Below are 19393 nucleotides of genomic sequence, written 5' to 3'. Positions count from 1 at the left end.
AGCCCGTCACGCCGCCGTCGGCAAGGTCACCTCGAAGCGGCAGCCGCCGGGGATGTTGCGTACGGTGGCCCGGCCCTGGTGCGCCTCCACGATGCCGCGCACGATGGCGAGGCCGAGACCCGCGCCCGCCGGGGGAGTGCGGGCGTGGCTGCCGCGCCAGCCGGTGTCGAAGACGCGCGGCAGGTCCTCCTCGGGGATGCCGCCGCAGCCGTCCGTCACCGACACGACCACGCCGCCGGGGGCGCGCCGCGCGGCGACGGCGACCGTGCCGTCCGCGGGCGTCCGGCGAATCGCGTTGACCAGCAGGTTGCCGAGGACGCGGCTCATCTCCTTGCCGTCCACCTCGACCGGCACCGGCTCGACCTGATCCCCGACGAGCCGTACCCCGTGCTCACGGGCGAGCGGATCCGCTCCGGCGAGGGCGTCGCCCACCAGGTCGTACAGCGACATACGGGCCGGGGCGAGCGGCAGGGCCCCCGCGTGGATGCGGGACAGCTCGAACAGGTCGCCGACCATGCCGTCGAGCCGCTCGACCTCGGTGCGGATCTGCCGCAGATAGCGGTCGGGCTCGGCGGCGACCCCGTCCTCCAGGGCCTCCGCCATGGCGCGCAGCCCGGCGAGCGGGGTCCGCAGATCGTGCGAGATCCAGGCGACCAGCTCGCGCCGCGACGTCTCCAGGGTGCGCTCGCGCTCCCTGGACGCCGCCAGTTTGGCGCTGGTGGCCGCCAACTCCTCGGCCAGCGACTCCAGTTCGGCGGTGGCGGGCGCGTGGGGCGCCGTGAACGCGCCTCCGTCGTCGCCGAACGAGCGGGCGGCCACGGCCAGTTCGCGGCTGCGGGCGACGACCCAGCGGCCGAGTACGAGTGCCGTCGCGAGGGAGACGACGGCCGCCATGGCCACCACGGTCGTCACCACGGTGAGGTCGTGCGGGGAGAGGAACATCGCCCACGCGACGGCGAGCGTGCCCGCCAGCATCGCGACCACCCCGACGGCCGCGACCACGGCGAGCGACGCGGTGAGCGAACGGCGCCGGACGAGGCGCAGCGCCGCGGCTCCGGCGAGGCCCGTGGCGGCGGCGCCCGCGAAGGCGTACAGGGCGATGAGAAGCATGTCGCGCACGGTCAGACCGCCTCTTCGCCGGCCGCCTCGAAGCGGTAGCCGACACCCCACACGGTCTGGATCAGCCGCGGGCGCGCCGGATCGTCCTCGACCTTGCCGCGAAGGCGGCGGATGTGGACGGTGACGGTCGACAGGTCGCCGAACTCCCAGCCCCACACCTCCCGCATCAGGTCCTCCCTGCTGTACGCCCGTCCGGGATGCCGCAGGAAGAACGCGAGCAGGTCGAACTCGCGCAGGGTCAGGGCGAGTTCGGCGCCGTCGCGGGTGACCCGGCGGGCGGCGGGATCGACGGCGAGACCCGCCGCGTACAGCGGCTGCCTGGCCGTGTCGGGGTGGGCGCGGCGCAGCACCGACTCCACGCGCAGGACCAGTTCGCGCGGGCTGAAGGGCTTGGTGACGTAGTCGTCGGCGCCGACCTCCAGGCCCAGGATGCGGTCGTCCTCGTCGCCGCGCGCGGTGAGCATGATGACCGGGACCGGGCCGCGTGCGCGCAGCCGTCGGCACACCTCCAGGCCGTCCATGCCGGGCAGCATCAGATCGAGCACCACCAGGTCCGGGCGGTGGGCGGCGGCGCGCGCGAGGGCCGCCGGGCCGTCGTCGGCGCGGTCGACGGCGTAACCGGCCCGGTCCAGGTACCCGGCGACGACCTCGGCGACGGTCGGATCGTCGTCGACGACCAGGACCCTGGCCGCCGCGCTCCCGGCGTGCGCCCTCGGGGACTTCGCCCCGGCGGGCTCGTATGGCTGCTGCATGCCCCAAGACTCGCACCGCCCGCCGACGGGCGCGGCGTCCGCACGGCGCAGGGCCGCCGACGTCCGCGTTTCGTAAGGAACGAGGGTCCGATATGCCCGTTCCGGATTCGTAGGGTGAGAGCCGTGACGACCAGACCCCCGGCAGTCGACGTGGTCCTGCCCTGCCTGAACGAGGCCGAGGCCCTTCCCTGGGTGCTCGAACGGATCCCTCCGGGCTGGCGCGCCCTCGTCGTCGACAACGGCTCCACCGACGGCTCCGCGGCGACCGCCCGCGCCCTGGGCGCCACCGTCGTCCACGAGGAGCGGCGCGGCTTCGGCGCCGCCTGCCACGCGGGCCTGCGCGCCTCCGACGCCGACATCGTCTGCTTCTGCGACTGCGACGCCTCGCTCGACCCCGGACGCCTCGTCCCGTTCGTGCGGGAGATCGACCGCGGCGCGGCCGACCTGGTGCTCGGCCGCCGCCGCCCGAGCGGCCGGGGCGCCTGGCCCGCCCACGCCCGCGCCGGGAACCTCGCCCTCGCCCGCATGCTGCGCCGCCGCACGGGTCTTCGCCTGCACGACCTCGGCCCGCTGCGCGCCGCCCGCCGCGAAGCCCTCCTCGGCCTCGGCCTCACCGACCGGCGCAGCGGCTACCCCCTCCAGATGGTCGTGCGGGCGGCCGACTCCGGCTGGCGGATCACCGAGCACGACGTGCCGTACCTGCCACGCACGGGTGCGTCGAAGGTGACCGGGACCTGGCGCGGCACCTGGCACGCGGTCCGCGACATGAGCCGCGTGCTGGCCGAGGCCCGGCCGTGCGAAGGGGGCGCACGGTGACCGCGCTCGCCGAACTCCTCGTCATCGCCAAGGAACCGCGCCCGGGCCGGGTCAAGACCCGCCTCACGCCGCCGTTCACGCCCGAGGACGCGGCGGGCCTCGCCGAGGCCGCGCTCGCCGACACCCTGGACGCGGTCGCCCAGACCCCGGCCGCCCGGCGCACCCTCGTCCTCGACGGAACACCCGGGCCCTGGCTGCCGCCCGGTTTCGACGTCGTCCCGCAGTGCGCGGGCGGCCTCGACGAACGGCTCGCCGCGGCCTTCGCGTCCTGTACGGGGCCCGCACTCCTCATCGGCATGGACACCCCGCAGGTGACACCCGGCCTGCTCACGGTCGCCTTCGACGGACCGGACGGCTGCGACGCCTGGTTCGGTCCCGCCCTCGACGGCGGCTTCTGGGCGCTCGGCCTCGCCGACCCCGACCCGGAACTGCTGCGCGGCGTGCCCATGTCCACGCCCCGGACCGGCGCCCTGCAACGCGCGCGCCTCGTCGCCGCCGGACTGCGGGTGCGCGACCTGCCCGCGCTGCGCGACGTGGACACCGCGGACGACGCGGTGGCCGTCGCCGCCGAGGCGCCGCGCGGCCGGTTCGCCGCGCGCCTCGCCCGCCGCGCGGCGGCGGCCCGGTGAGCGCGCCGCCCGCGCCGTGGGCCACGGCCGACCCGTACTCCACCGCCCTGCGCACCGGCCGCGGCCCGCTCTTCCTGCGCCGCGCCGACGGCTGGCTGCTGCCGCTCGACGTGGAGCGCTGGTGCGCCCGGGCCGACCCGGTCGACCGGGCGGTCCTCAACCGCTGCGAGGGCGCCGTCCTCGACGTCGGCTGCGGCCCGGGGCGGCTGGTGGCGGAACTCGCCGCCCGGGGCCGCACGGTCCTCGGCGTCGACGTCAGCGCCGCCGCCGTCGACCACACCGTGCGCCTCGGCGGCCAGGCACTGCGCCGCTCCGTCTTCGAACCGCTGCCCGGCGAGGGACGCTGGGGCACCGTCCTGCTCATGGACGGCAACATCGGCATCGGCGGCGAACCGCACGGGCTGCTCGCCCGCGTCGCCCAACTCCTGCTCCCCGGAGGCCTGTTGATCGCCGAGACCGCTTCGGTGGACGTGGACGAACGCGCCCACGTGCAGGTCACCGACTCACCCGGACAGGCCGCCGGTCACCCTTTCCCCTGGGCGCGGCTCGGCACCCCCGCCCTGCTCCGGTACGCGGACGGGGCGGGCCTGCGCGCCGTCGCCCAGTGGACCGTCGACGGCCGCTGCTTCGCCGCCCTGCGGACCCGCGCCGCGGACAGCGGCGCCGTGCTCAGCGACCAGCGGCCGAGGGAGACGAGGCGCCCGACCCATGACGAAACGCTGACGTCGAGCCGGGACGAGGGTCCGCCAGTGATCCCCCCGCCTAGCGTGGCGATGTGACCCGCACCGAACGCTCCGCCCGCAGACACGACCTGTACGCCGTCGGGGCGGCGATCCTCCTCGTGGCGACCGCCGTGCTCGTCGGCCGGCACCTGCAGGACACGTACGGGGTCCTGCACGTCGGCTGGCCGCCGTTGTACGCCGACTGGCTCCCGCACCTCGGCCCGGGCACCCCGGCCGCCCTGGTCCTCGCGGCGGCGACCGTCGCGTACGGGCCCTCCCTCGCGGCGCGGCTGCCGTGGCGCGCCCTGCTCGCCTCGGCGTGGGCCACCGCCACCGCCTGGATCCTCTCCCTCGCCCTGATCGACGGCCCCCATCGCGGGATCGCCGCGCGGCTCACCACCCGGTACGAATACCTCCAGGTCATCGACCGCTTCCACGACATCCCGGCCACCCTGCGCACCTACACCCGCCACATCCTCATCGACGCGCCCGACCACTGGCCCGCCCACACGGCCGGGCACCCGCCCGCGGCCCCGCTCACCTTCGTCCTGCTCGACCGCGTCGGGCTCGGGGGCGGCGCCTGGGCCGGGATGTGGTGCGTCGTCGTCGGCGCCACCGCGTGCCTGGGAGTTCTCGTCGCCGTCCGGGCCCTCGCGGGGGAGGACGCGGCGCGGCGGGCGGCGCCGTTCCTCGTCCTGGCGCCCGCCGCGGTGTGGATGGGGGCGTCGGCCGACGCGTACTTCGCGGCTGTCGCCGCCTGGGCGGTGGCCCTCCTCGCCCTCGCCGTCACCGGGCGGAGCATCGGCTGGGCGGCGGGCTCCGGGCTGCTGTTCGGCCTCACCTGCTATCTGTCCTACGGGCTCACCCTCTCCGCGCTCATCGGCGCGGCGGTCCTGTTCCTCGGGCGGAAGCGGGTACGGGAACGGCCGGTGCTGCTCGCCTTGTTCGCGGCCGGGCTCGCCGTGGTCCCGGCGGCGTTCACCCTCGCCGGGTTCGACTGGTGGGAGGCGTACCACCTGCTGGTCACCCGCTACTACCAGGGCGCGGGCGGCATCCGCCCCTACGGCTACTGGGTCTGGGCCAACCTCGCCTGCACCGTGCTGGTCGTGGGCCCGGCGACCGTGGCCGGGCTGCGAAGGACGAGCGCGCTCCTGGCCCGGCGCCCCCGCGCCGCGCTCGCGCGTCCCGGCGACGCCGACGGCGGGCCTGCCCGCCTTGCCCTGCTCGTGGGCGCCGCCCTGTGCGCCCTGCTGGCCGCCGACCTCTCCGGCATGAGCAAGGCGGAGACGGAACGGATCTGGCTCCCCTTCGCGATGTGGCTCCTCGCGGCCGGCGCGTTCCTCCCGCGCCCCCGCGCCTGGCTCGCGGCCCAGGCGGCGCCGGCCCTGCTCCTGAACCATCTGCTGCTCACCGGATGGTGACGGACTTCGCCCGCGGGCCGGCCGATTGCCTCGCCGTCGGCCGTGCGGGAACAGGCGGTCCGTCCGGAGCTGTTGCACCGATCGAGGGACCGGCGCAGCACGTGCCCTTGACCTGAGACATTTCCGTTCTTGTAGGAGGACAGCTCCATGACCGACCGGCCCTTGACGCTCATGGCAGTGCACGCCCACCCCGATGACGAGGCCACCGGGACGGGAGGGGTCCTTGCGCGATATGCGGCGGAAGGCATCCGCACCGTTCTGGTTACCTGTACCGACGGCGGCTGCGGTGACGGTCCGGGAGGCGTCAAGCCGGGCGATCCCGGGCACGATCCGGCGGCCGTCACCCGGATGCGGCGGGAGGAACTGGAGGCGAGCCGCGACGTGCTGAAGATCAGCGATCTGGAGACGCTGGACTACGCCGACTCCGGAATGATGGGCTGGCCCAGCAACGACGCCCCGAACTCCTTCTGGCAGACCCCGGTGGAGGAGGGCGCGGCCCGGCTCGCGGAGCTGATGCGGCACTATCGGCCCGATGTGGTCGTCACGTACGACGAGAACGGCTTCTACGGACACCCCGACCACATCCAGGCCCACCGCATCACGATGGCGGCGCTGGAGATGACCGACCTGACGCCGAAGGTGTACTGGACGACGGTGCCCCGCTCGATGATGCGGCGGTTCGGTGAGGTCATGAGCGAGTTCGGTGAGGACATGCCGGAGCCCGATCCCGAGGAGGCCGCCGCGCCGGTCGAGATCGGCCTGCCCGACGACGAGATCACCACATGGGTGGACACCACCGCCTTCAGCGGCCAGAAGTACGACGCGCTGGCCGCGCACGCCAGTCAGGGCGAGAACATCTTCTTCCTGAAGATGGGCAAGGAGCGGTTCGGCGAACTGATGGGCGTGGAGACCTTCGTACGCGTCAAGGACTCCACCGGCGCCGCCGTCCCCGAGAACGATCTCTTCGCCGGACTGCGCTGATCCGCCCGTAGGACGTCGCCCGTTCCCGGTCAGGTCCCGGCACGTCGCCTCACCTGACAGGAACGGGCGAAGACCGTCGGGGTACGTCGCCGCCGCGTCGGACCAGGACGTCGTCCCCGGCGCGCGCCCCGCGAGTCAGCCACCTTCATCCGGCCGCACATGAACAGCCCCGGAACACGCCGACCACCACGAGCACGGGCGTGACCGCTGCCGCGACGGCCCCCCTCTATGCAGGGCCGGCCCGTTCGTAGATCCTTCGGCCATGACAGCAAAGGCGAACGCCTCCGCATGGCCCACCGGCATCAGCGCGATCACCCTGTTCGTGGAGGACCTGAGGGCCACGAAGCAGTTCTACGAAGAGGTCTTCGGGCTGCCGGTGCACTACGAGGACGCCAACTCGGCCGTGTTCGAGTTCGGCAACACCCTCATCAACCTGCTGGAGACCGCGGCGGCACACGATCTCGTCGCCCCCGCGCCCGTCGCGGCGCCGGAGCACGGATCCCGCCTCCAGCTCACCCTTCCCGTGGACGACGTGGACGCCATGTGCAAGGAGTTGGAGGCGCGCGGCGTGACCCTGCTGAACGGTCCGACGGACCGGCCCTGGGGGATCAGGACCGCCGGCTTCAAGGACCCCGGCGGCCACATCTGGGAGATCGCGAAGTAGCCCTCCGAGGTGACGTGTCGGCCGCACCGGCGCCCGGGGCTCGAATGCGCCCCCACTCGGCATCCCGGGCCGCCTCCCCGCATCCGGAACCGGCCGGGGCGCGGAAGACCAGCCGAGAAGGCCCCGGCAACCGCGAGGAGCCCCGGGGCACGGCCGACAACCAGTGAGGGGCCGACGCCATGCCGCACGCCGAGCGTCCCCTGCCCGAACGGACCCGACCAGGACGGTCCCGCACCGCCCGCCGCGGTGTCGTCGTCGATACGGCGGTGCCGACGCCGTGAGCTACGACCGCACCCACGAGGACCCGCTCCTCGCCTCAGGACTGCGCATGCTGCCCTGGCAGAGCGACACGGGGCGCACCTGTTTCCTGTCCACCGACGCCGACGACGCGGGGCACGGCCGAAGCGTCGTGACACGCCTCGCCGACCAGGTCGAGGACAGACAACTCACGGACGCCGCGGTCGTCATGGAAGGTGCCCGCGCCGTCCTGGACGACCCGGCCGCGGACGAGCAGACGCTGCGACGCGCCCTGGCCGCCGTGACCCAGGTCCTGGGGGACACGCTGCGGGTGGCGGACAGCCGCGGCGCCCGCCTGATGCCCGAGGACCCGCCGGACACCCAGTGGCGGCGCCACCCGGAGCCGGGCCGGTGACGCGCCGACGACTCGGGTTCGCGCTGTGGCGGCTACGTGAGTCACCGACCCCGACCCGCTACCGCGCCCACTGCCTCATCTGCGCCGCGCACTCGTCCGACGCCGTGTCGGCGGGCGCGGCGCAGCAGTGGTGCCTGGAACACGCCGGCCGGACGCACCACAGCGCCTACGAGGTGGCGTGGATCGGCCGGTTCGACGCCGCGATGGAGGACAACACCACCGACATCATCGGCACCGCTGACACCGCTGACACCGCTGACACCGTGCACAGCCGGTCAGCCAGACAGTCATGACTGATCGAGCGCGTTGGAGACGAGTGCGCGGGCGTAGGCCGCGTCCAGAGGGGATGGGCGGAAGAGGATGCGGTACATGATCGGCGCCACGACCCGGTCGATCACCCGTTCCGTGTCGGGCACCGCCTCGCCGCGCCGTGCCGCACGGTGCAGGACGGTGTCGATCTGTTCCGCGGCGTAGGCGGAGCACTGACCGGCGTTGCTGCCGTCCGGGTCGCCGAGGAGCGCGTCCCTGATGTACGCGCGCCCGGGCGGAGAGGCCATCTCGTCGAGGAACTGCTCCGCCCACGCGTCGAGGTCGGCGCGCAGAGTGCCGAGGTCGGCGGGGTCGGTCTCCGGGCGCAACCGTTCGACCGCGACATCCGACAGGAGTTCCTGGAGGTCGCCCCAGCGGCGGTAGATCGTGGACGGCGTGACTCCGGCCCGGGCCGCCACCAGGGGAACGGTCAGCGCCTCGCGGCCCGTCTCACCGACGAGTTCGCGGACGGCGGCATGCACGGACTCCTGCACACGGGCGCTGCGCCCGCCGGGGCGTGCCATGGGCTTCGGGCTCATGCCCTCCACCTTAATGCGAATTCGTTGCTTCTAGACGCTCCCCGGACCGCCCCCGCCGTACCCTCCCCACGTCGACGGACGCCTCCTCGTACACCTGGCCGACGCGCAGCACCGTCGCGTCCTGGAAGGCGCGCGCCATCAGTTGCATGCCGATCGGCAGTCCGGCGCGGTCGTGCCCGACCGGCAGGGTGAGGGCCGGGACGCCGGTGATGTCGGCAGGGGCGGAGAGGCGGACGTAGCTGTCGGAGACCGTCTCCACGGTGCCGTCGGCCCACTCGACCGTGTCCTGGCCCGACGTCGCGGCGGTCATCGGCACGGTCGGCGCGGCGAGGACGTCGATCCCGTCGAACATGCGGGCCCAGGCGTCGCGCATCATGGTGCGGGCCCGCTGGGCGCGCAGGTAGTCACCTGCCGAGGTGAGTTCACCGGCCTCCAGCAGGACGCGTACCTCCGGGGTGTACAGGTCGGGGGTGGTCCGCAGGGACCGCTCGTGGTAGGCCGACGCCTCGGGAACCATCAACCCCCACTGGATCGCCTGGACATGGCGCGCCATCGGGATCTCCACGTCGACGAGCCGGGCGCCGAGCTCCGCCAGCCGTTCGACGGCCCGGCGTACGGCGTCCTCGACCTCGGACGAGACCCTGTCGAAGTAGTGGTTGCGGGGCACGCCGACCCGGAGCCCCGAGAGGTCGCCGCCGACGGTGGGGTCCGGCGGGGGAGCGGGCACACTCGCCGGGTCGCGCGGGTCGTGACCGGCGGTCGCGGCCAGCACCAGGGCGGCGTCCCGCGCGGTGCGGGTGAGCGGGCCGACGTGGTCCAGGGACCAGGACAGCGAGGTCACACCGGAGCGGGGGACGAGGCCGTAGGTCGGCTTGAGGCCCACCACGCCGTTGAGCGCGGCGGGGACCCGGACGGAGCCTCCCGTGTCGGTGCCCAGGGCGAAGGTCGCCGCACCCGCGGCCACCGCCACGGCCGAGCCGCCGCTCGACCCTCCGGCGACACGGTCCTGGTCCCAGGCGTTGCGGGTCTGCGGCGTGGTCAGCCCGTAGGCGAACTCGTGGGTGTGCGTCTTGCCCAGGAGGACGGCGCCCGCGGCTCTCAGGCGCGCGGCCACGTGGCTGTCGCGGGCCGCGACGTGCCTGGCCCGGACGCGGGAACTCGCCGTGGTGGGCAGGCCCGCGACGTCGATCAGGTCCTTGAGGCCCATGGGTATCCCGTGCAGCGGGCTGCGCGGGCCGGTCGCCGCGATCTCCCGTTCGGCGTGTGCCGCCGCGCTCAGGGCGGCCTCCGCCGTGACGGTGACGTAGGCACCCAGCCGTCCGTCGACCGCGTCGATGCGGGCCAGGACGGACTCGGTGAGTTCGAGCGGGGACAGTTCCCGCGCCTCGATCGCGCGGGAAGCCTCTGTGAGGGACAGCTCAAAGGGCTGCATCGACGTCCTCCCGCCCGGCTCGGTAGGAGGCCGCGGGGGGTGTGTCCGCGAAGTCGAGTTCCCGCAGCGTCGTGATGACGGAGTGGATGTGGTTGGCGGTGGCGGCGACCCCTTCATGGCGGTCGTCCCTGAGCACGAGCCCTGCCCGCAGCGCGCCCTCGGCTGCCTGCCGGGGGGTGAGTTCGCTGGTCATACGTGTGTCCTTCCCGCGGCGCACGGTGCGCGTCCCCGGAGACCGGAGACCGGAGACCGGAGACCGGAGACCGGAGACCGGAGACCGGAGACCGGCCCGCGACGCGCTAAAGCGAATCGTTTGCGTTAGGTGACGGTAGGGCCTACCGTCGCTTAAAGCAAACAGATTGCGTTTAGCGCTCGAAGGGGAGATCACCGTGTCCGTGACCACAGAGCCCGCCGCCTCCGCCACGCCCCGGGCCCCCGTATGGACCGTGGGCGACCACACCGTGCGACGTATCGACGAAACAGCCTTCCCTGCCGCGACCGGCCCCTGGCTGCTGCCCGGAGCGACACCGGACGTCGTGGCCCGCACCCCCTGGCTGCGCCCCGACTTCGCCGACGAGGAGGGTGTCCTGCGGCTGGCGAGTCACAGCTTCGCTGTCGAGGCGGCCGGGCTGCGGATCCTGGTCGACACCGGCATCGGGAACGGCAAGGAGCGCGCCAACCCCGCCTGGCACCGCCTCGACAGCGACTACGAGGCGCGGCTGACGGCGGCGGGCTTCGCGCCGGAGACCGTGGACATCGTCATCCTGACCCACCTCCACACCGACCACGTGGGCTGGAACACCCGCGCGGAGGGCGGCAGTTGGGTACCCACCTTCCCTCACGCCCGCTACGTCACCTCGCGCACCGAATGGAACCACTGGGCCGGCGCCGAGATGGAGGAGGCGCGGCGACAGATGTTCCGGGACTCGGTGCATCCCGTCCGCGACGCGGGCCTCCTCGATCTGGTCGACGTCGCGGACGAGGGCACGGATCTCGCGCCGGGCGTCCGCCTGCTGCCCGCCCCGGGACATACTCCGGGCCAGGTGACGGTGGAACTGCACAGCCAGGGCGAGACCGCGCTCGTCACCGGCGACAGCATCCACCACCCCGTCCAGATGGGACACCCGGAGCTGTGCAGTTGCGTCGACGTGGCGCCCGAACTCGCCGCGCGGACCCGGCGCCGCCTGCTCGACTCCCTGGCCGACAGCCCGACCCTGCTGTTCGGCAGCCACTTCCCGTCCCCCACCGCCGGTCGCGTGCGGCGGGAGGGAGCGGCGTACCGCCTGGTGCCGAGCGCACCCGGGGCCGTGGGACCGGTCCCCGGGTGACGGTGGGCCGCACGCCTCCGCCTCGCCCCGGGCTCAGGGCAGGAGTTCGATGTACCCGTCGGTTCCGTGCACGCGGATCCGCTGTCCGTCGCGCACCAGCCGCGTGGCCCCCTCCACGCCCACGACGGCGGGCAACCCGTACTCCCTGGCGATGACCGCGCCATGGGTCATCAGGCCGCCCACCTCCGTCACAAGGCCCGCGATACCGACGAACAGCGGTGACCAGCTCGGGTCCGTGAAGGTCGTCACCAGGATGTCGCCCGCTGCGAGGTCCGCCTCAGCGAGGTCGAGGATGACGCGGGCCCTGCCCTCGACGGTCCCGGCGGAGACGGGCAGGCCGGTCAGCGCACCGGCGGGCACGTTGTCGCGCCGGTACGCCCCGGTGACGCACTCGCCCTCCGACGTGAGGACCCGTGGCGGGGTGAGCGCCTGGTACGAGCGGAACGCGTCCTTGCGCCGCTGGACGAGCCGGTCGTCCGCCCGCTGCGTGCGCACGACGTCGCGGAGTTCCTGGAACGTCAGGTAGAAGACGTCCTCCACCTGCGGCAGCACACCCGCCCGGACGAGGCGTTCGGCCTCCGCCATCAGAGCCTTCTTGTAGACGAAGTAGCGGCTGACGACGGCGTACTTGGGGTACTCCCGGTAACCGACGAAGGTGCGGAGCCGGTCGATCATCCGTCGGGTCTCGTCGGCCTTCCGGTCACCGTCCGGCAGGGCCCGCAGACGTGCCAGCACTTCCTGTTCCTTCGCCCGCGCCTTGAGCCGTCCCTGCTCGAAGCGCCGCTCGGCGGCGCCCGGTTCGACGTTCCTGACGTGGTCGAGGAGGACGGGCAGGAGCGTTGCGGGGCGCTCGCGCCAGCGAGGCCTCGTGATGTCGATCTCGCCGACGCAGCGCATGCCGTACCGGTCGAGGTAGGACTCGATGGCGGCGCGCGCCTCGGCCCCGCCCGGGAACTCCGCCAACTGCTCCAGGAAGTCGTCGTCCTCGACGTCCGCGAGGAAGGACACCACCTCAGGACGCGGACGGATGACGTCCGCGACATCGAGCAGTGCCAGGCCCATCTCCGAGGTGATGTTGCCGGGGGCGGACAGTGTCAACGTGTCGGCCGGGTTCTTCTCGCCGAGCCATTCCTGGAGCTTGTCGTTGAGCCACCATGTGGCCTCCATCCCCGCCATGATCGCCTGAAGGCTCAGCGGATCCGTCAGTCCCCGCTTGTGCTGCTCGAACGCTTCCAGCAGGAAGTCGAACAGCGCCGACCCCGACTTCGTACGGATGTCGCGCTCCAGCGCGGCGAGGGACTCCTCGCTGCGCTTGACGAGCGCGGTGACGACGGCCGGATCGGTCTCGATCGCGGTGGCCCCGCCCCGGACCGGCGGCTTGTCCCCCGGTGCTTCGGGGATGAGCGGCACGAAGTCGCGGTCGAGGACGGTCTCCAGCGCGTCCCTGGTCAGCGGGTCGGATCTGCCCGCGAGGTCCAGGAGGGCGGCGCGGCCCGCGGGCGAGGTCAGGCGCCGGGTGGCATCGACGAACAACCGCCCGCCCGCCTCCTGCATCGGCGCCATGGCGGTCAGCCGCCACACCGAGAGCCCCAGCGGCTTCATGGCGTCGGTCATCATCTGCTGATGGCCGACGGAGAGGTACACGCGGTTCCCCAGGTCCCCGTCCCCGTCCCCCTCCGAGGCCGGGACCGGGACGGGGAACAGTGTCGTGATCGGACGGCTCTGCACGATGTGGAAGTCGTCGCCGACAAGGCACCATTCGATGTCCTGCGGGCGGCCGAAGCGCGCTTCGATCCGTCGGCCGAGCCGCACGAGCCGCACCACCTGCGCGTCCGTCAGCGTCGGCTCCTCCTGCCGCTCCGCAGCGACAGCCACGACCTGTGTGCCACCGCCCGGCAGAGCCCGGACCGCACGTTGTTTCGGGGCGATCGCACGGGCGAGGACCTCGCCGTCCCGCACCCGGAAGACGTCCGGGTCGACCAGGCCGGAGACCAGCGCCTCCCCGAGACCGAACCCGGCCTCCACGGTGGCGACCTTTCGGTTGCCCGTGACGGGATCGGCCGTGAACAGGACACCCGCCGCCTGCGGGAGGAGCATCCGCTGCACGACCACCGCCATGCGGACCGTACGGTGCTCGATGCCGTTGCGCCTGCGGTAGATCACGGCCCGCTCGGTGAACAGCGAGGCCCAGCACCGGCTGACGTGCCGCAGCACCGCCTCCGCTCCCACCACGTTCAGATACGTGTCTTGCTGACCGGCGAAGGAGGCCGTCGGCAGGTCCTCGGCCGTCGCGCTGGACCGGACGGCGAAGGCGCCCTGCTCGCCGAGCCGGGTGAGCGCCCCGGTGATCTCCGCCGCGAGCTCGGCCGGAATGACGACCGCCTCGACGGTCCGGCGGATCTCCGCGCTGAGGGTGCGGATCGCCTCACGGTCGTCCGCGTCCACCCGCGACAGCAGATCGAGCCGGTCGGTGAGGGACGGCGCCTGCGCCATGACCCGTTGGAAGGCGTCCGTCGTCACGCAGAAGCCGTCGGGTACGCGGACCTCCTCGATCCGCGACAACGCGCCCAGGTGGGCCGCCTTGCCTCCGACGGCGGCGACCTGTGTCTCGTCGATCGCACGCAGCTCCGTCACGTACGGCCCGGTCATCGCGACACCTCCGGGACGGCCACGCTCGCCACCGCCACCGCATCGACGCGACCGCGTTCCGCATCCATCGACAACACACACACGTCGTGCCCCTATATCCGCAGGTTGTGGCCTTGACCGACGATGGTGCGCCACCCCCCGGGCCTTGCCGCAAGCCCCCCTATGGCTTATATGTTGAGAGTGGCAGGGGAATCAGTTCCTCTGCCCTTCTTGTTCGTGCGGCGGCGGTCGCCCCCCGCCGCACTCGGACCGCATCGGCGCTAGTTGGCCGCGTTGCCGCCCAGCGTGGGCTGGCCCGCCGTCGACACGCCGACGTCAGGAGCCATGAAGTAGCGGCTGCCGCTGGTCGTCAGCTTCGTACCCGACGAGGGCAGGTACGTGAGCTGGCCGTCGTAGGCGTTCTCGCCCATCGAGCCGATGGTGAGGTCGGCCCGGCCGTCACCGGTGACGTCGGTCAGCTTGACCTCACTGCCGAACCGGTCCTCCTTCTCGTCGGCGCCGGGGACACCGGCCGTGTTCTGCGAGAAGTACTGGATGCCCGACGTCGTGTCGATGCCTCGGGCCGAGCCGTAGAGGACGGTGACCGAACCGGCGTCGGCGACGCCGTCGATGTCCTCGCCGTCGGAGGCCACGACCAGGTCCAGGTAGAGGTCGCCGTTGATGTCGCCGAGCGACAGCTCGCCGCCGAACGCGTCCCCCTTCTCGGAGGCACCGGGGACGGAACCCGAGTTCTGGGTGATGGTGGACGAGGTGGCCGGGCCGTTCGCCGAACCGTAGGTGATGGCGACCTTGCCACCGTCGGTCGCGCCGGGCACCCCGCTCGCCTTGTCCCAGTAGTTGCCGGTCACGATGTCGCCGAAGCCGTCGTGGTTCACGTCGCCGATGTCGGTGATGACACCGGGGGTGAGACCGACGGCGTTCGCGCCGTTGAGGCCGGAGGCCGTACCGGGAATGTAGAAGTTCTTGTTCCAGGCGTTGACGGTCTCGGTCTCGAAGCCGTCGACGACCAGGTCGGACCTGCCGTCCCCGTTGACGTCGCCCGCGATGAGCGTGAGAAGACCGTTCGAGTACGGGTCGCTGCTCGTGCTCTGGACCGGGGGCTTGAAGCTGTAACGCCCGCCCAAGGTGGCGGACTTGGTGGTGCCGCCCTTGAAGACGTACGCCGAGGCGCCGGAGGAGCTCACGGCGAGGTCGTCCTTGCCGTCGCCGTCGAAGTCGCCCGCCGCCAGCGACCTGCCCCACAGGTCGTGCGCGCCGGGCGCCGGGTCGGTGACGGTGGTGCCGCCGGACAGGCCGGAGGCGGAGCCCCACAGGATCTGGACGAGACCGCCGTCCTTGTCCCCGTCCACGTCCTCGTACTCCGCGCCGACGGCGAGGTCGTCGAACCCGTCGTGATCGAAGTCGCCGTAGGCGCTGCTCCAGCCGAAGCCGTCACCGGCCTCCGCGCCGCCGGGCACACCGGGGGAGTCCTGGCTGAACGTCGACCGGTGCGCCTTGTCCAGGCCGTTCCTGGCGCCGTACAGGACGACGATCTGGCCCGCGTTAGCGTGCCCGGAGACCGTGGCGTAGCCCGCGGCGAAGGCGACATCGCCGACCCCGTCGTGGTTGAAGTCCGCCTCGTGGTGGAGGACGGCGTCGGCGGCGACGGACGGGCCGGCCGCGACGCCGAGAAGGCCACCGGTGGCGGCGGTCGCGACAGCGGTCGCGAGCATGAGACGTATGTGTCTGGAGCGCATGCGGGGTTCTCCTGCGGGATGCGGGAACGCCGGTCCTGCCGACGCCCGCAGTCAATAGGGATGCCTTCGCCCGAATTCACCGGGTACTACCCACGGCGTTCCTCGGCGTAGGCGATCTCAAGACTCACCACGCAGCGGGATGGTTGTACGGAAGTGCGGGCAGGCGGAAAAGCCGGACACACAAGAGCGATCCCTGGACGAGCCGCGGACGAAGCGGCGTGCGGGCACGGAGCGGCCCGCGAAGGCCGCCGTGAGCGGGCTCTTCTCGCAGCGTGACGGCACCGCCCGGGGCAGAGCTTCGCCGGCCGCATGGTGATGCTGGTGGGCGCGGTGGCGGCGGGCGGGGCCGGTCATCTCACCCGGAGCACGCCGACGGCCGTGCAGGCCACTGCGGTGGGCCTGGTCGCGGTCGTCGGCATCTTCGCCTGGGCCTGTCTCGATCACCGCACGGAGCCACGCGACGAGTCATGACCCGCGGCTCACCCCGGCCGTCCCACTCACCCGTGCGCCCGGTCGGCGTCCGTCTCCTCGGCGGGCGTCGTGAGGCCATGGATGGTCGAGTGCTCGGGACCGCCGGGTCGCGGACCGGTCTCCGCCTTCCGTATCTCGTCGTCGAGCGCCATGGCCGCGGTGACCAGGGCGAGGTGGGTGAACGCCTGCGGGAAGTTGCCGAGTTGCTCGCCGGAAGGGCCGATCTCCTCGGCGAAGAGGCCGACGTGGTTGGCGTAGGTGAGCATCTTGTCGAAGGCGTGGCGGGCCTGGTTGAGCCTGCCGCTGCGGGCGAGCGCCTCGACGTAGAAGAAGCTGCACAGGTTGAAGGTGCCCTCCGAGCCGCGCAGGCCGTCGGGGGACGCCTTCGGGTCGTAGCGGTAGACCAGGCTGTCGCTGACCAGCTCCTCCTCCATGGCGTCCAGGGTGCTGATCCAGTCGGGGTCGTGGGGCGAGAGGAAGCCGACCTTGGGCATGAGCAGCAGGGAGGCGTCCAGGACGTCGGTGTCGTAGTGCTGCACGAACGCCTGGCGCTTGTGGTGCCAGCCCCGCTCGACGATCTGGCGGAACACCGTGTCCCGGACCTCGGTCCAGCGGGCGACGTCGGCGGGGCGGGAGAACTCGTGGGCCGCGCGGATGCCGCGGTCGAAGGCGACCCACGTCATCAGGCGGCTGTAGGTGAAGTTCTGGCGACCGCCGCGGGTCTCCCAAATGCCTTCGTCCGGCTGGTCCCAGTGGTCGGCGAGCCAGTTCAGGACGTCGCTCAGCGCCTTCCAGCCGCGGATCGCGCCGATGTCACCGCCCACGATCAGGGCGTCCGACGCCTCACCGTAGATGTCGAGTTGCAACTGGTCGGACGCCGCGTTGCCCGCCCGCACCGGACGGGAGCCCTGGTAGCCCTCCAGGTGGTCGAGGGGTTCCTCGACCAGGTGGGGGTCGCCGTCGACGCGGTACATGATCTGGAGCGGGCCTGTCGAGGAGAACCCCTCGGGGTCGATGCGGTCCCGCAGCCAGCGGCGGAACGCGTGCGCCTCCGCCTCGAAACCGAGGTCGATCAACGCCCTGACGGACAGCGACGCGTCACGGACCCAGGTGTAGCGGTAGTCCCAGTTGCGTTCACCGCCGCTCTGCTCGGGCAGACCCATGGTGGCCGCGGCGATGGGCGCCCCCGTGGGCGCGTACGTCAGCAGTTTGAGCGTGATCGCGGAACGGTTCACGACGTCCTGCCAGCGGCCCCGGTACGTGCAGGAGCGCAGCCACGACAGCCAGAAGGCGCGGCATGTCTCCAGGGCGTCGACGGCCCCGTCGAGCGTGGGGCGCGGCGGGGCCGGGTCACCGGCGGCCGTGCTGGTCAGGATCACCGCGGCCGCCTGCCCCGCGGACAGGGTGAAGCGGGCGGTGATGTCGTCCCCGTCCGGGTGGAGCGCGACGCCGGTGGTGGATCGCAGATGCAGGTCCCTTCCGGGGCCGTGAAAGAGCGCGGCGTGGTCGTCCGTCGCGGAGAGGGTGTGCGAGGCACGGCCGTAGTCGAAGCGGGGCCGGCAGGTGAAGACGAAGGGCATACGGCCCCGGACGACCCGGGCGAGCCGCACCAGGGTGTGTCCGGCCGCCGGCGCGGTCGAGTCGATGGGGACCATGAAGTCGGCGACCTCACCGACTCCTGAGGGGGCCATGAAGCGGGTGACCAGAACGGCGGTGTCGGACAGGTAGAGCTGGCGGACCGTCATGCCCTCTCCGCCCGCCCCGTCCTCCTCGGCCTTCTCGTCCGGTACCTCCGCGGCGAGACGGCAATGACCTCCGCGCTCGCTGTCGAGGAGCGAGGCGAAGAGGCTGGGCGAGTCGAAGCGGGGCGTGCACCACCAGTCGATGGTTCCCCCGGACGATATGAGGGCGGCGGTCTGGAGATCGCCGACCACTCCGTGTTCCGCGATGGGCGGGTACCGGTTCACAAGGCCTCCCTGACTGATCCGACACGCTGCCGCGGGACCGGCCCGCACCTGCCGGCGATCCGCCCCTGCCAGCGTTCCGGGACGCCCGGCTCGGCGCCTCACCCAGGGCGGGTGAAACTTCCTCGCGCGCGGCCGTCCCCTGCTGCCCGAGAGGCGGGTGACAGGGCGCTGCTGTCGGCGCGGTCGGCGGCGCCGAGGGCGTAGGCTGAGAGGGCAGGCTGCCCGCGCATGCAGATGCCCGTCGCGAACGGCAATCCTGACATTGGCTTCCGATCAAGGGCAGCATCGGCGGTGAATGCCACAGATCGGAAACACGGTCATGGACACCCACCAGGGACCTTCTTCTCCCACGCCCTTCGTCGGCCTCCTGTGACGGCGCCCCGGGCGCTGGCGGTGGAACTGGCCGCGCTCCACCTGGACCGCCCCGATCCCTCGAACAGCCTCGTCGTGGCCTGCCGAACGGCTATGAGCCGGAACTGTTCCGTGGGCCTGACGCTGGCGGTCGACGCCGCGCTGGGCCAGCGGGTCTCCCTGGCGGCCGTCGGCCCCTTGGCCCGCCGCGGCGAAGCCCTCCAGGTCAACCTGGGCGAAGGCCCCTGCGTCGAAGCGCTCAGCCGCCGCGCCTCGGTACTGGTCCCGGACCTCGACGACGCCGACGCCACCGCGAACTGGCCGGTCTACGCCGCTCAGGCGCGCGGGTCCGGTATCCGGGCCGCCTTCGCCTTCCCCGCCGCCCGTCCCCAACGCGAGGGCCCGCAGCCAGGGGTGGTCCTCTCCGTCTACCGCGATCGGTCCGGTTCTCTGCCGAAGGAGGACCTGGACACCGCCCGCGCTCACGTGGACGCCGCGGAGCTCCTGCTTCTCACGGTCTCCGCCCCGGGCGACGAGGATGCCACCGACACCTGGCTCCTGCCCTTCGACGCAGTCGTCCACCAGGCCACGGGGATGATCAGCAGCCGTCACGCCCTCACCATCACTCAGGCGCTGGCTCTGCTGCGCGCCCACGCGTACACCCGCAACACCGACCTGGCGGACCTCGCCCGCGCCGTCGTCCACGACGGCCTGCGCCTGCCGGGCCCGCCGGAAGCCCCCGAGAACTGAGGGCTCGTCCCCCCGTCATCCGCCCGTCACGGCTCGCGGACAGCCCATGGGACGCCTATACGCGTCAGCCCCAGCGGCTGGTAACTGCCGCTGGGGCAGGCCGCG

19 protein-coding genes are annotated in these 19393 nt (G+C 72.8%); 11 read left to right on the top strand and 8 right to left on the bottom strand.

Translation table 11 applies throughout. The features are described 5' to 3' along the window. Positions 1-6 precede the first annotated feature (6 nt). Together ACIRF8_RS10075 and ACIRF8_RS10070 are read right to left on the bottom strand one after the other, a co-directional pair. A complete protein-coding gene (locus ACIRF8_RS10075; protein ID WP_404212910.1) occupies positions 7-1119 on the bottom strand; it encodes a sensor histidine kinase in 1113 nt (370 codons plus the stop codon). 2 nt (positions 1120-1121) lie between these two features. Next, on the bottom strand, positions 1122-1871 hold the full coding sequence (locus tag ACIRF8_RS10070; protein ID WP_404212908.1) for a response regulator transcription factor: 750 nt from the start codon (positions 1869-1871) through the stop codon (positions 1122-1124). 114 nt (positions 1872-1985) lie between these two features. On the opposite strand from ACIRF8_RS10070, the gene ACIRF8_RS10065 reads away from it, so the two are divergent. From ACIRF8_RS10065 to ACIRF8_RS10030, 8 genes are all read left to right on the top strand, one after another. Beyond that, positions 1986-2687 carry a glycosyltransferase family 2 protein gene (locus tag ACIRF8_RS10065; protein WP_404212906.1) on the top strand — a complete coding sequence of 234 codons (702 nt, stop codon included), beginning with the start codon at positions 1986-1988 and terminating at the stop codon, positions 2685-2687. Continuing rightward, positions 2684-3316: a DUF2064 domain-containing protein gene (locus tag ACIRF8_RS10060; protein ID WP_404212904.1), complete on the top strand. Its 633-nt coding sequence runs from the start codon at positions 2684-2686 to the stop codon at positions 3314-3316. Before ACIRF8_RS10065 ends, ACIRF8_RS10060 begins: the two co-directional genes overlap by 4 nt. Beyond that, a complete protein-coding gene (locus ACIRF8_RS10055) occupies positions 3313-4095 on the top strand; it encodes a class I SAM-dependent methyltransferase (protein ID WP_404212902.1) in 783 nt (260 codons plus the stop codon). Before ACIRF8_RS10060 ends, ACIRF8_RS10055 begins: the two co-directional genes overlap by 4 nt. Continuing rightward, positions 4092-5459: a hypothetical protein gene (locus ACIRF8_RS10050; protein WP_404212900.1), complete on the top strand. Its 1368-nt coding sequence runs from the start codon at positions 4092-4094 to the stop codon at positions 5457-5459. The genes ACIRF8_RS10055 and ACIRF8_RS10050 overlap by 4 nt, the downstream gene beginning before the upstream one ends. Positions 5460-5606: 147 nt before the next feature. Then, the gene (locus tag ACIRF8_RS10045) at positions 5607-6440 is read left to right on the top strand and encodes a PIG-L family deacetylase (RefSeq protein WP_404212898.1); all 834 of its coding nucleotides are present in this window, start codon (positions 5607-5609) and stop codon (positions 6438-6440) included. Positions 6441-6702: 262 nt separating this feature from the next. After that, complete coding sequence (locus tag ACIRF8_RS10040; protein WP_404212896.1) at positions 6703-7104, top strand: VOC family protein; 402 nt, start codon at positions 6703-6705, stop codon at positions 7102-7104. A gap of 277 nt (positions 7105-7381) precedes the next feature. Further along, the gene (locus ACIRF8_RS10035) at positions 7382-7756 is read left to right on the top strand and encodes a hypothetical protein (protein ID WP_404212894.1); all 375 of its coding nucleotides are present in this window, start codon (positions 7382-7384) and stop codon (positions 7754-7756) included. After that, complete coding sequence (locus ACIRF8_RS10030; RefSeq protein ID WP_404212892.1) at positions 7753-8049, top strand: hypothetical protein; 297 nt, start codon at positions 7753-7755, stop codon at positions 8047-8049. The genes ACIRF8_RS10035 and ACIRF8_RS10030 overlap by 4 nt, the downstream gene beginning before the upstream one ends. On the opposite strand, the gene ACIRF8_RS10025 is transcribed toward ACIRF8_RS10030, so the two are convergent. The 3 genes from ACIRF8_RS10025 to ACIRF8_RS10015 are packed head-to-tail and all read right to left on the bottom strand — an operon-like array spanning position 8044 to position 10229. Continuing rightward, complete coding sequence (locus ACIRF8_RS10025) at positions 8044-8604, bottom strand: TetR/AcrR family transcriptional regulator (protein WP_404212890.1); 561 nt, start codon at positions 8602-8604, stop codon at positions 8044-8046. The two genes, ACIRF8_RS10030 and ACIRF8_RS10025, sit on opposite strands and share 6 nt — an antisense overlap. Positions 8605-8614: 10 nt before the next feature. After that, a complete protein-coding gene (locus ACIRF8_RS10020) occupies positions 8615-10036 on the bottom strand; it encodes an amidase (protein ID WP_404212888.1) in 1422 nt (473 codons plus the stop codon). Beyond that, entirely contained in the window at positions 10023-10229 is a 207-nt protein-coding gene (locus tag ACIRF8_RS10015) for a hypothetical protein (RefSeq protein ID WP_404212886.1), read from the bottom strand. Before ACIRF8_RS10015 ends, ACIRF8_RS10020 begins: the two co-directional genes overlap by 14 nt. A 196-nt stretch (positions 10230-10425) precedes the next feature. Here ACIRF8_RS10015 and ACIRF8_RS10010 point away from each other — a divergent pair, with 196 nt between their 5' ends. Then, entirely contained in the window at positions 10426-11364 is a 939-nt protein-coding gene (locus tag ACIRF8_RS10010; RefSeq protein ID WP_404212884.1) for an MBL fold metallo-hydrolase, read from the top strand. Between the two features lie 33 nt (positions 11365-11397). On the opposite strand, the gene rph is transcribed toward ACIRF8_RS10010, so the two are convergent. Continuing rightward, complete coding sequence (rph, locus tag ACIRF8_RS10005; RefSeq protein ID WP_404212882.1) at positions 11398-14013, bottom strand: rifamycin-inactivating phosphotransferase; 2616 nt, start codon at positions 14011-14013, stop codon at positions 11398-11400. 260 nt (positions 14014-14273) lie between these two features. Further along, positions 14274-15749 (bottom strand): hypothetical protein, encoded by a 1476-nt coding sequence (locus tag ACIRF8_RS10000; RefSeq protein WP_404212880.1) that lies wholly within the window; start codon positions 15747-15749, stop codon positions 14274-14276. Between the two features lie 309 nt (positions 15750-16058). Here ACIRF8_RS10000 and ACIRF8_RS09995 point away from each other — a divergent pair, with 309 nt between their 5' ends. Then, positions 16059-16220, top strand: coding sequence for a hypothetical protein (locus tag ACIRF8_RS09995; protein WP_404212878.1), 162 nt, complete (start codon positions 16059-16061; stop codon positions 16218-16220). Positions 16221-16246: 26 nt separating this feature from the next. Here the strand turns inward: ACIRF8_RS09995 and ACIRF8_RS09990 are convergent, their stop codons facing one another. Then, a complete protein-coding gene (locus ACIRF8_RS09990; RefSeq protein ID WP_404212876.1) occupies positions 16247-18187 on the bottom strand; it encodes a glycoside hydrolase family 15 protein in 1941 nt (646 codons plus the stop codon). Positions 18188-18556: 369 nt separating this feature from the next. On the opposite strand from ACIRF8_RS09990, the gene ACIRF8_RS09985 reads away from it, so the two are divergent. Then, positions 18557-19288, top strand: coding sequence for an ANTAR domain-containing protein (locus tag ACIRF8_RS09985; RefSeq protein WP_404212874.1), 732 nt, complete (start codon positions 18557-18559; stop codon positions 19286-19288). Positions 19289-19393: the final 105 nt, after the last annotated feature.

Source organism: Streptomyces sp. NPDC102406 (assembly GCF_044765725.1).
GTDB lineage: Bacteria > Actinomycetota > Actinomycetes > Streptomycetales > Streptomycetaceae > Streptomyces.
Note: the sequence above shows the minus strand (reverse complement) of the source record. Positions and strands in the feature narration are given on the sequence as shown.

Excerpts from the sequence above, each read along its gene's own strand:
- ACIRF8_RS10015 (WP_404212886.1), bottom strand. The coding sequence starts at position 10,229 with ATGACCAGCGAACTCACCCCCCGGCAGGCAGCCGAGGGCGCGCTGCGG.
- ACIRF8_RS10000 (WP_404212880.1), bottom strand. The coding sequence starts at position 15,749 with ATGCGCTCCAGACACATACGTCTCATGCTCGCGACCGCTGTCGCGACC.
- ACIRF8_RS09995 (WP_404212878.1), top strand. The coding sequence starts at position 16,059 with ATGGTGATGCTGGTGGGCGCGGTGGCGGCGGGCGGGGCCGGTCATCTC.
- ACIRF8_RS10020 (WP_404212888.1), bottom strand. The coding sequence starts at position 10,036 with ATGCAGCCCTTTGAGCTGTCCCTCACAGAGGCTTCCCGCGCGATCGAG.
- ACIRF8_RS10070 (WP_404212908.1), bottom strand. The coding sequence starts at position 1,871 with ATGCAGCAGCCATACGAGCCCGCCGGGGCGAAGTCCCCGAGGGCGCAC.
- ACIRF8_RS10025 (WP_404212890.1), bottom strand. The coding sequence starts at position 8,604 with ATGAGCCCGAAGCCCATGGCACGCCCCGGCGGGCGCAGCGCCCGTGTG.
- ACIRF8_RS10045 (WP_404212898.1), top strand. The coding sequence starts at position 5,607 with ATGACCGACCGGCCCTTGACGCTCATGGCAGTGCACGCCCACCCCGAT.
- rph (WP_404212882.1), bottom strand. The coding sequence starts at position 14,013 with ATGACCGGGCCGTACGTGACGGAGCTGCGTGCGATCGACGAGACACAG.
- ACIRF8_RS10040 (WP_404212896.1), top strand. The coding sequence starts at position 6,703 with ATGACAGCAAAGGCGAACGCCTCCGCATGGCCCACCGGCATCAGCGCG.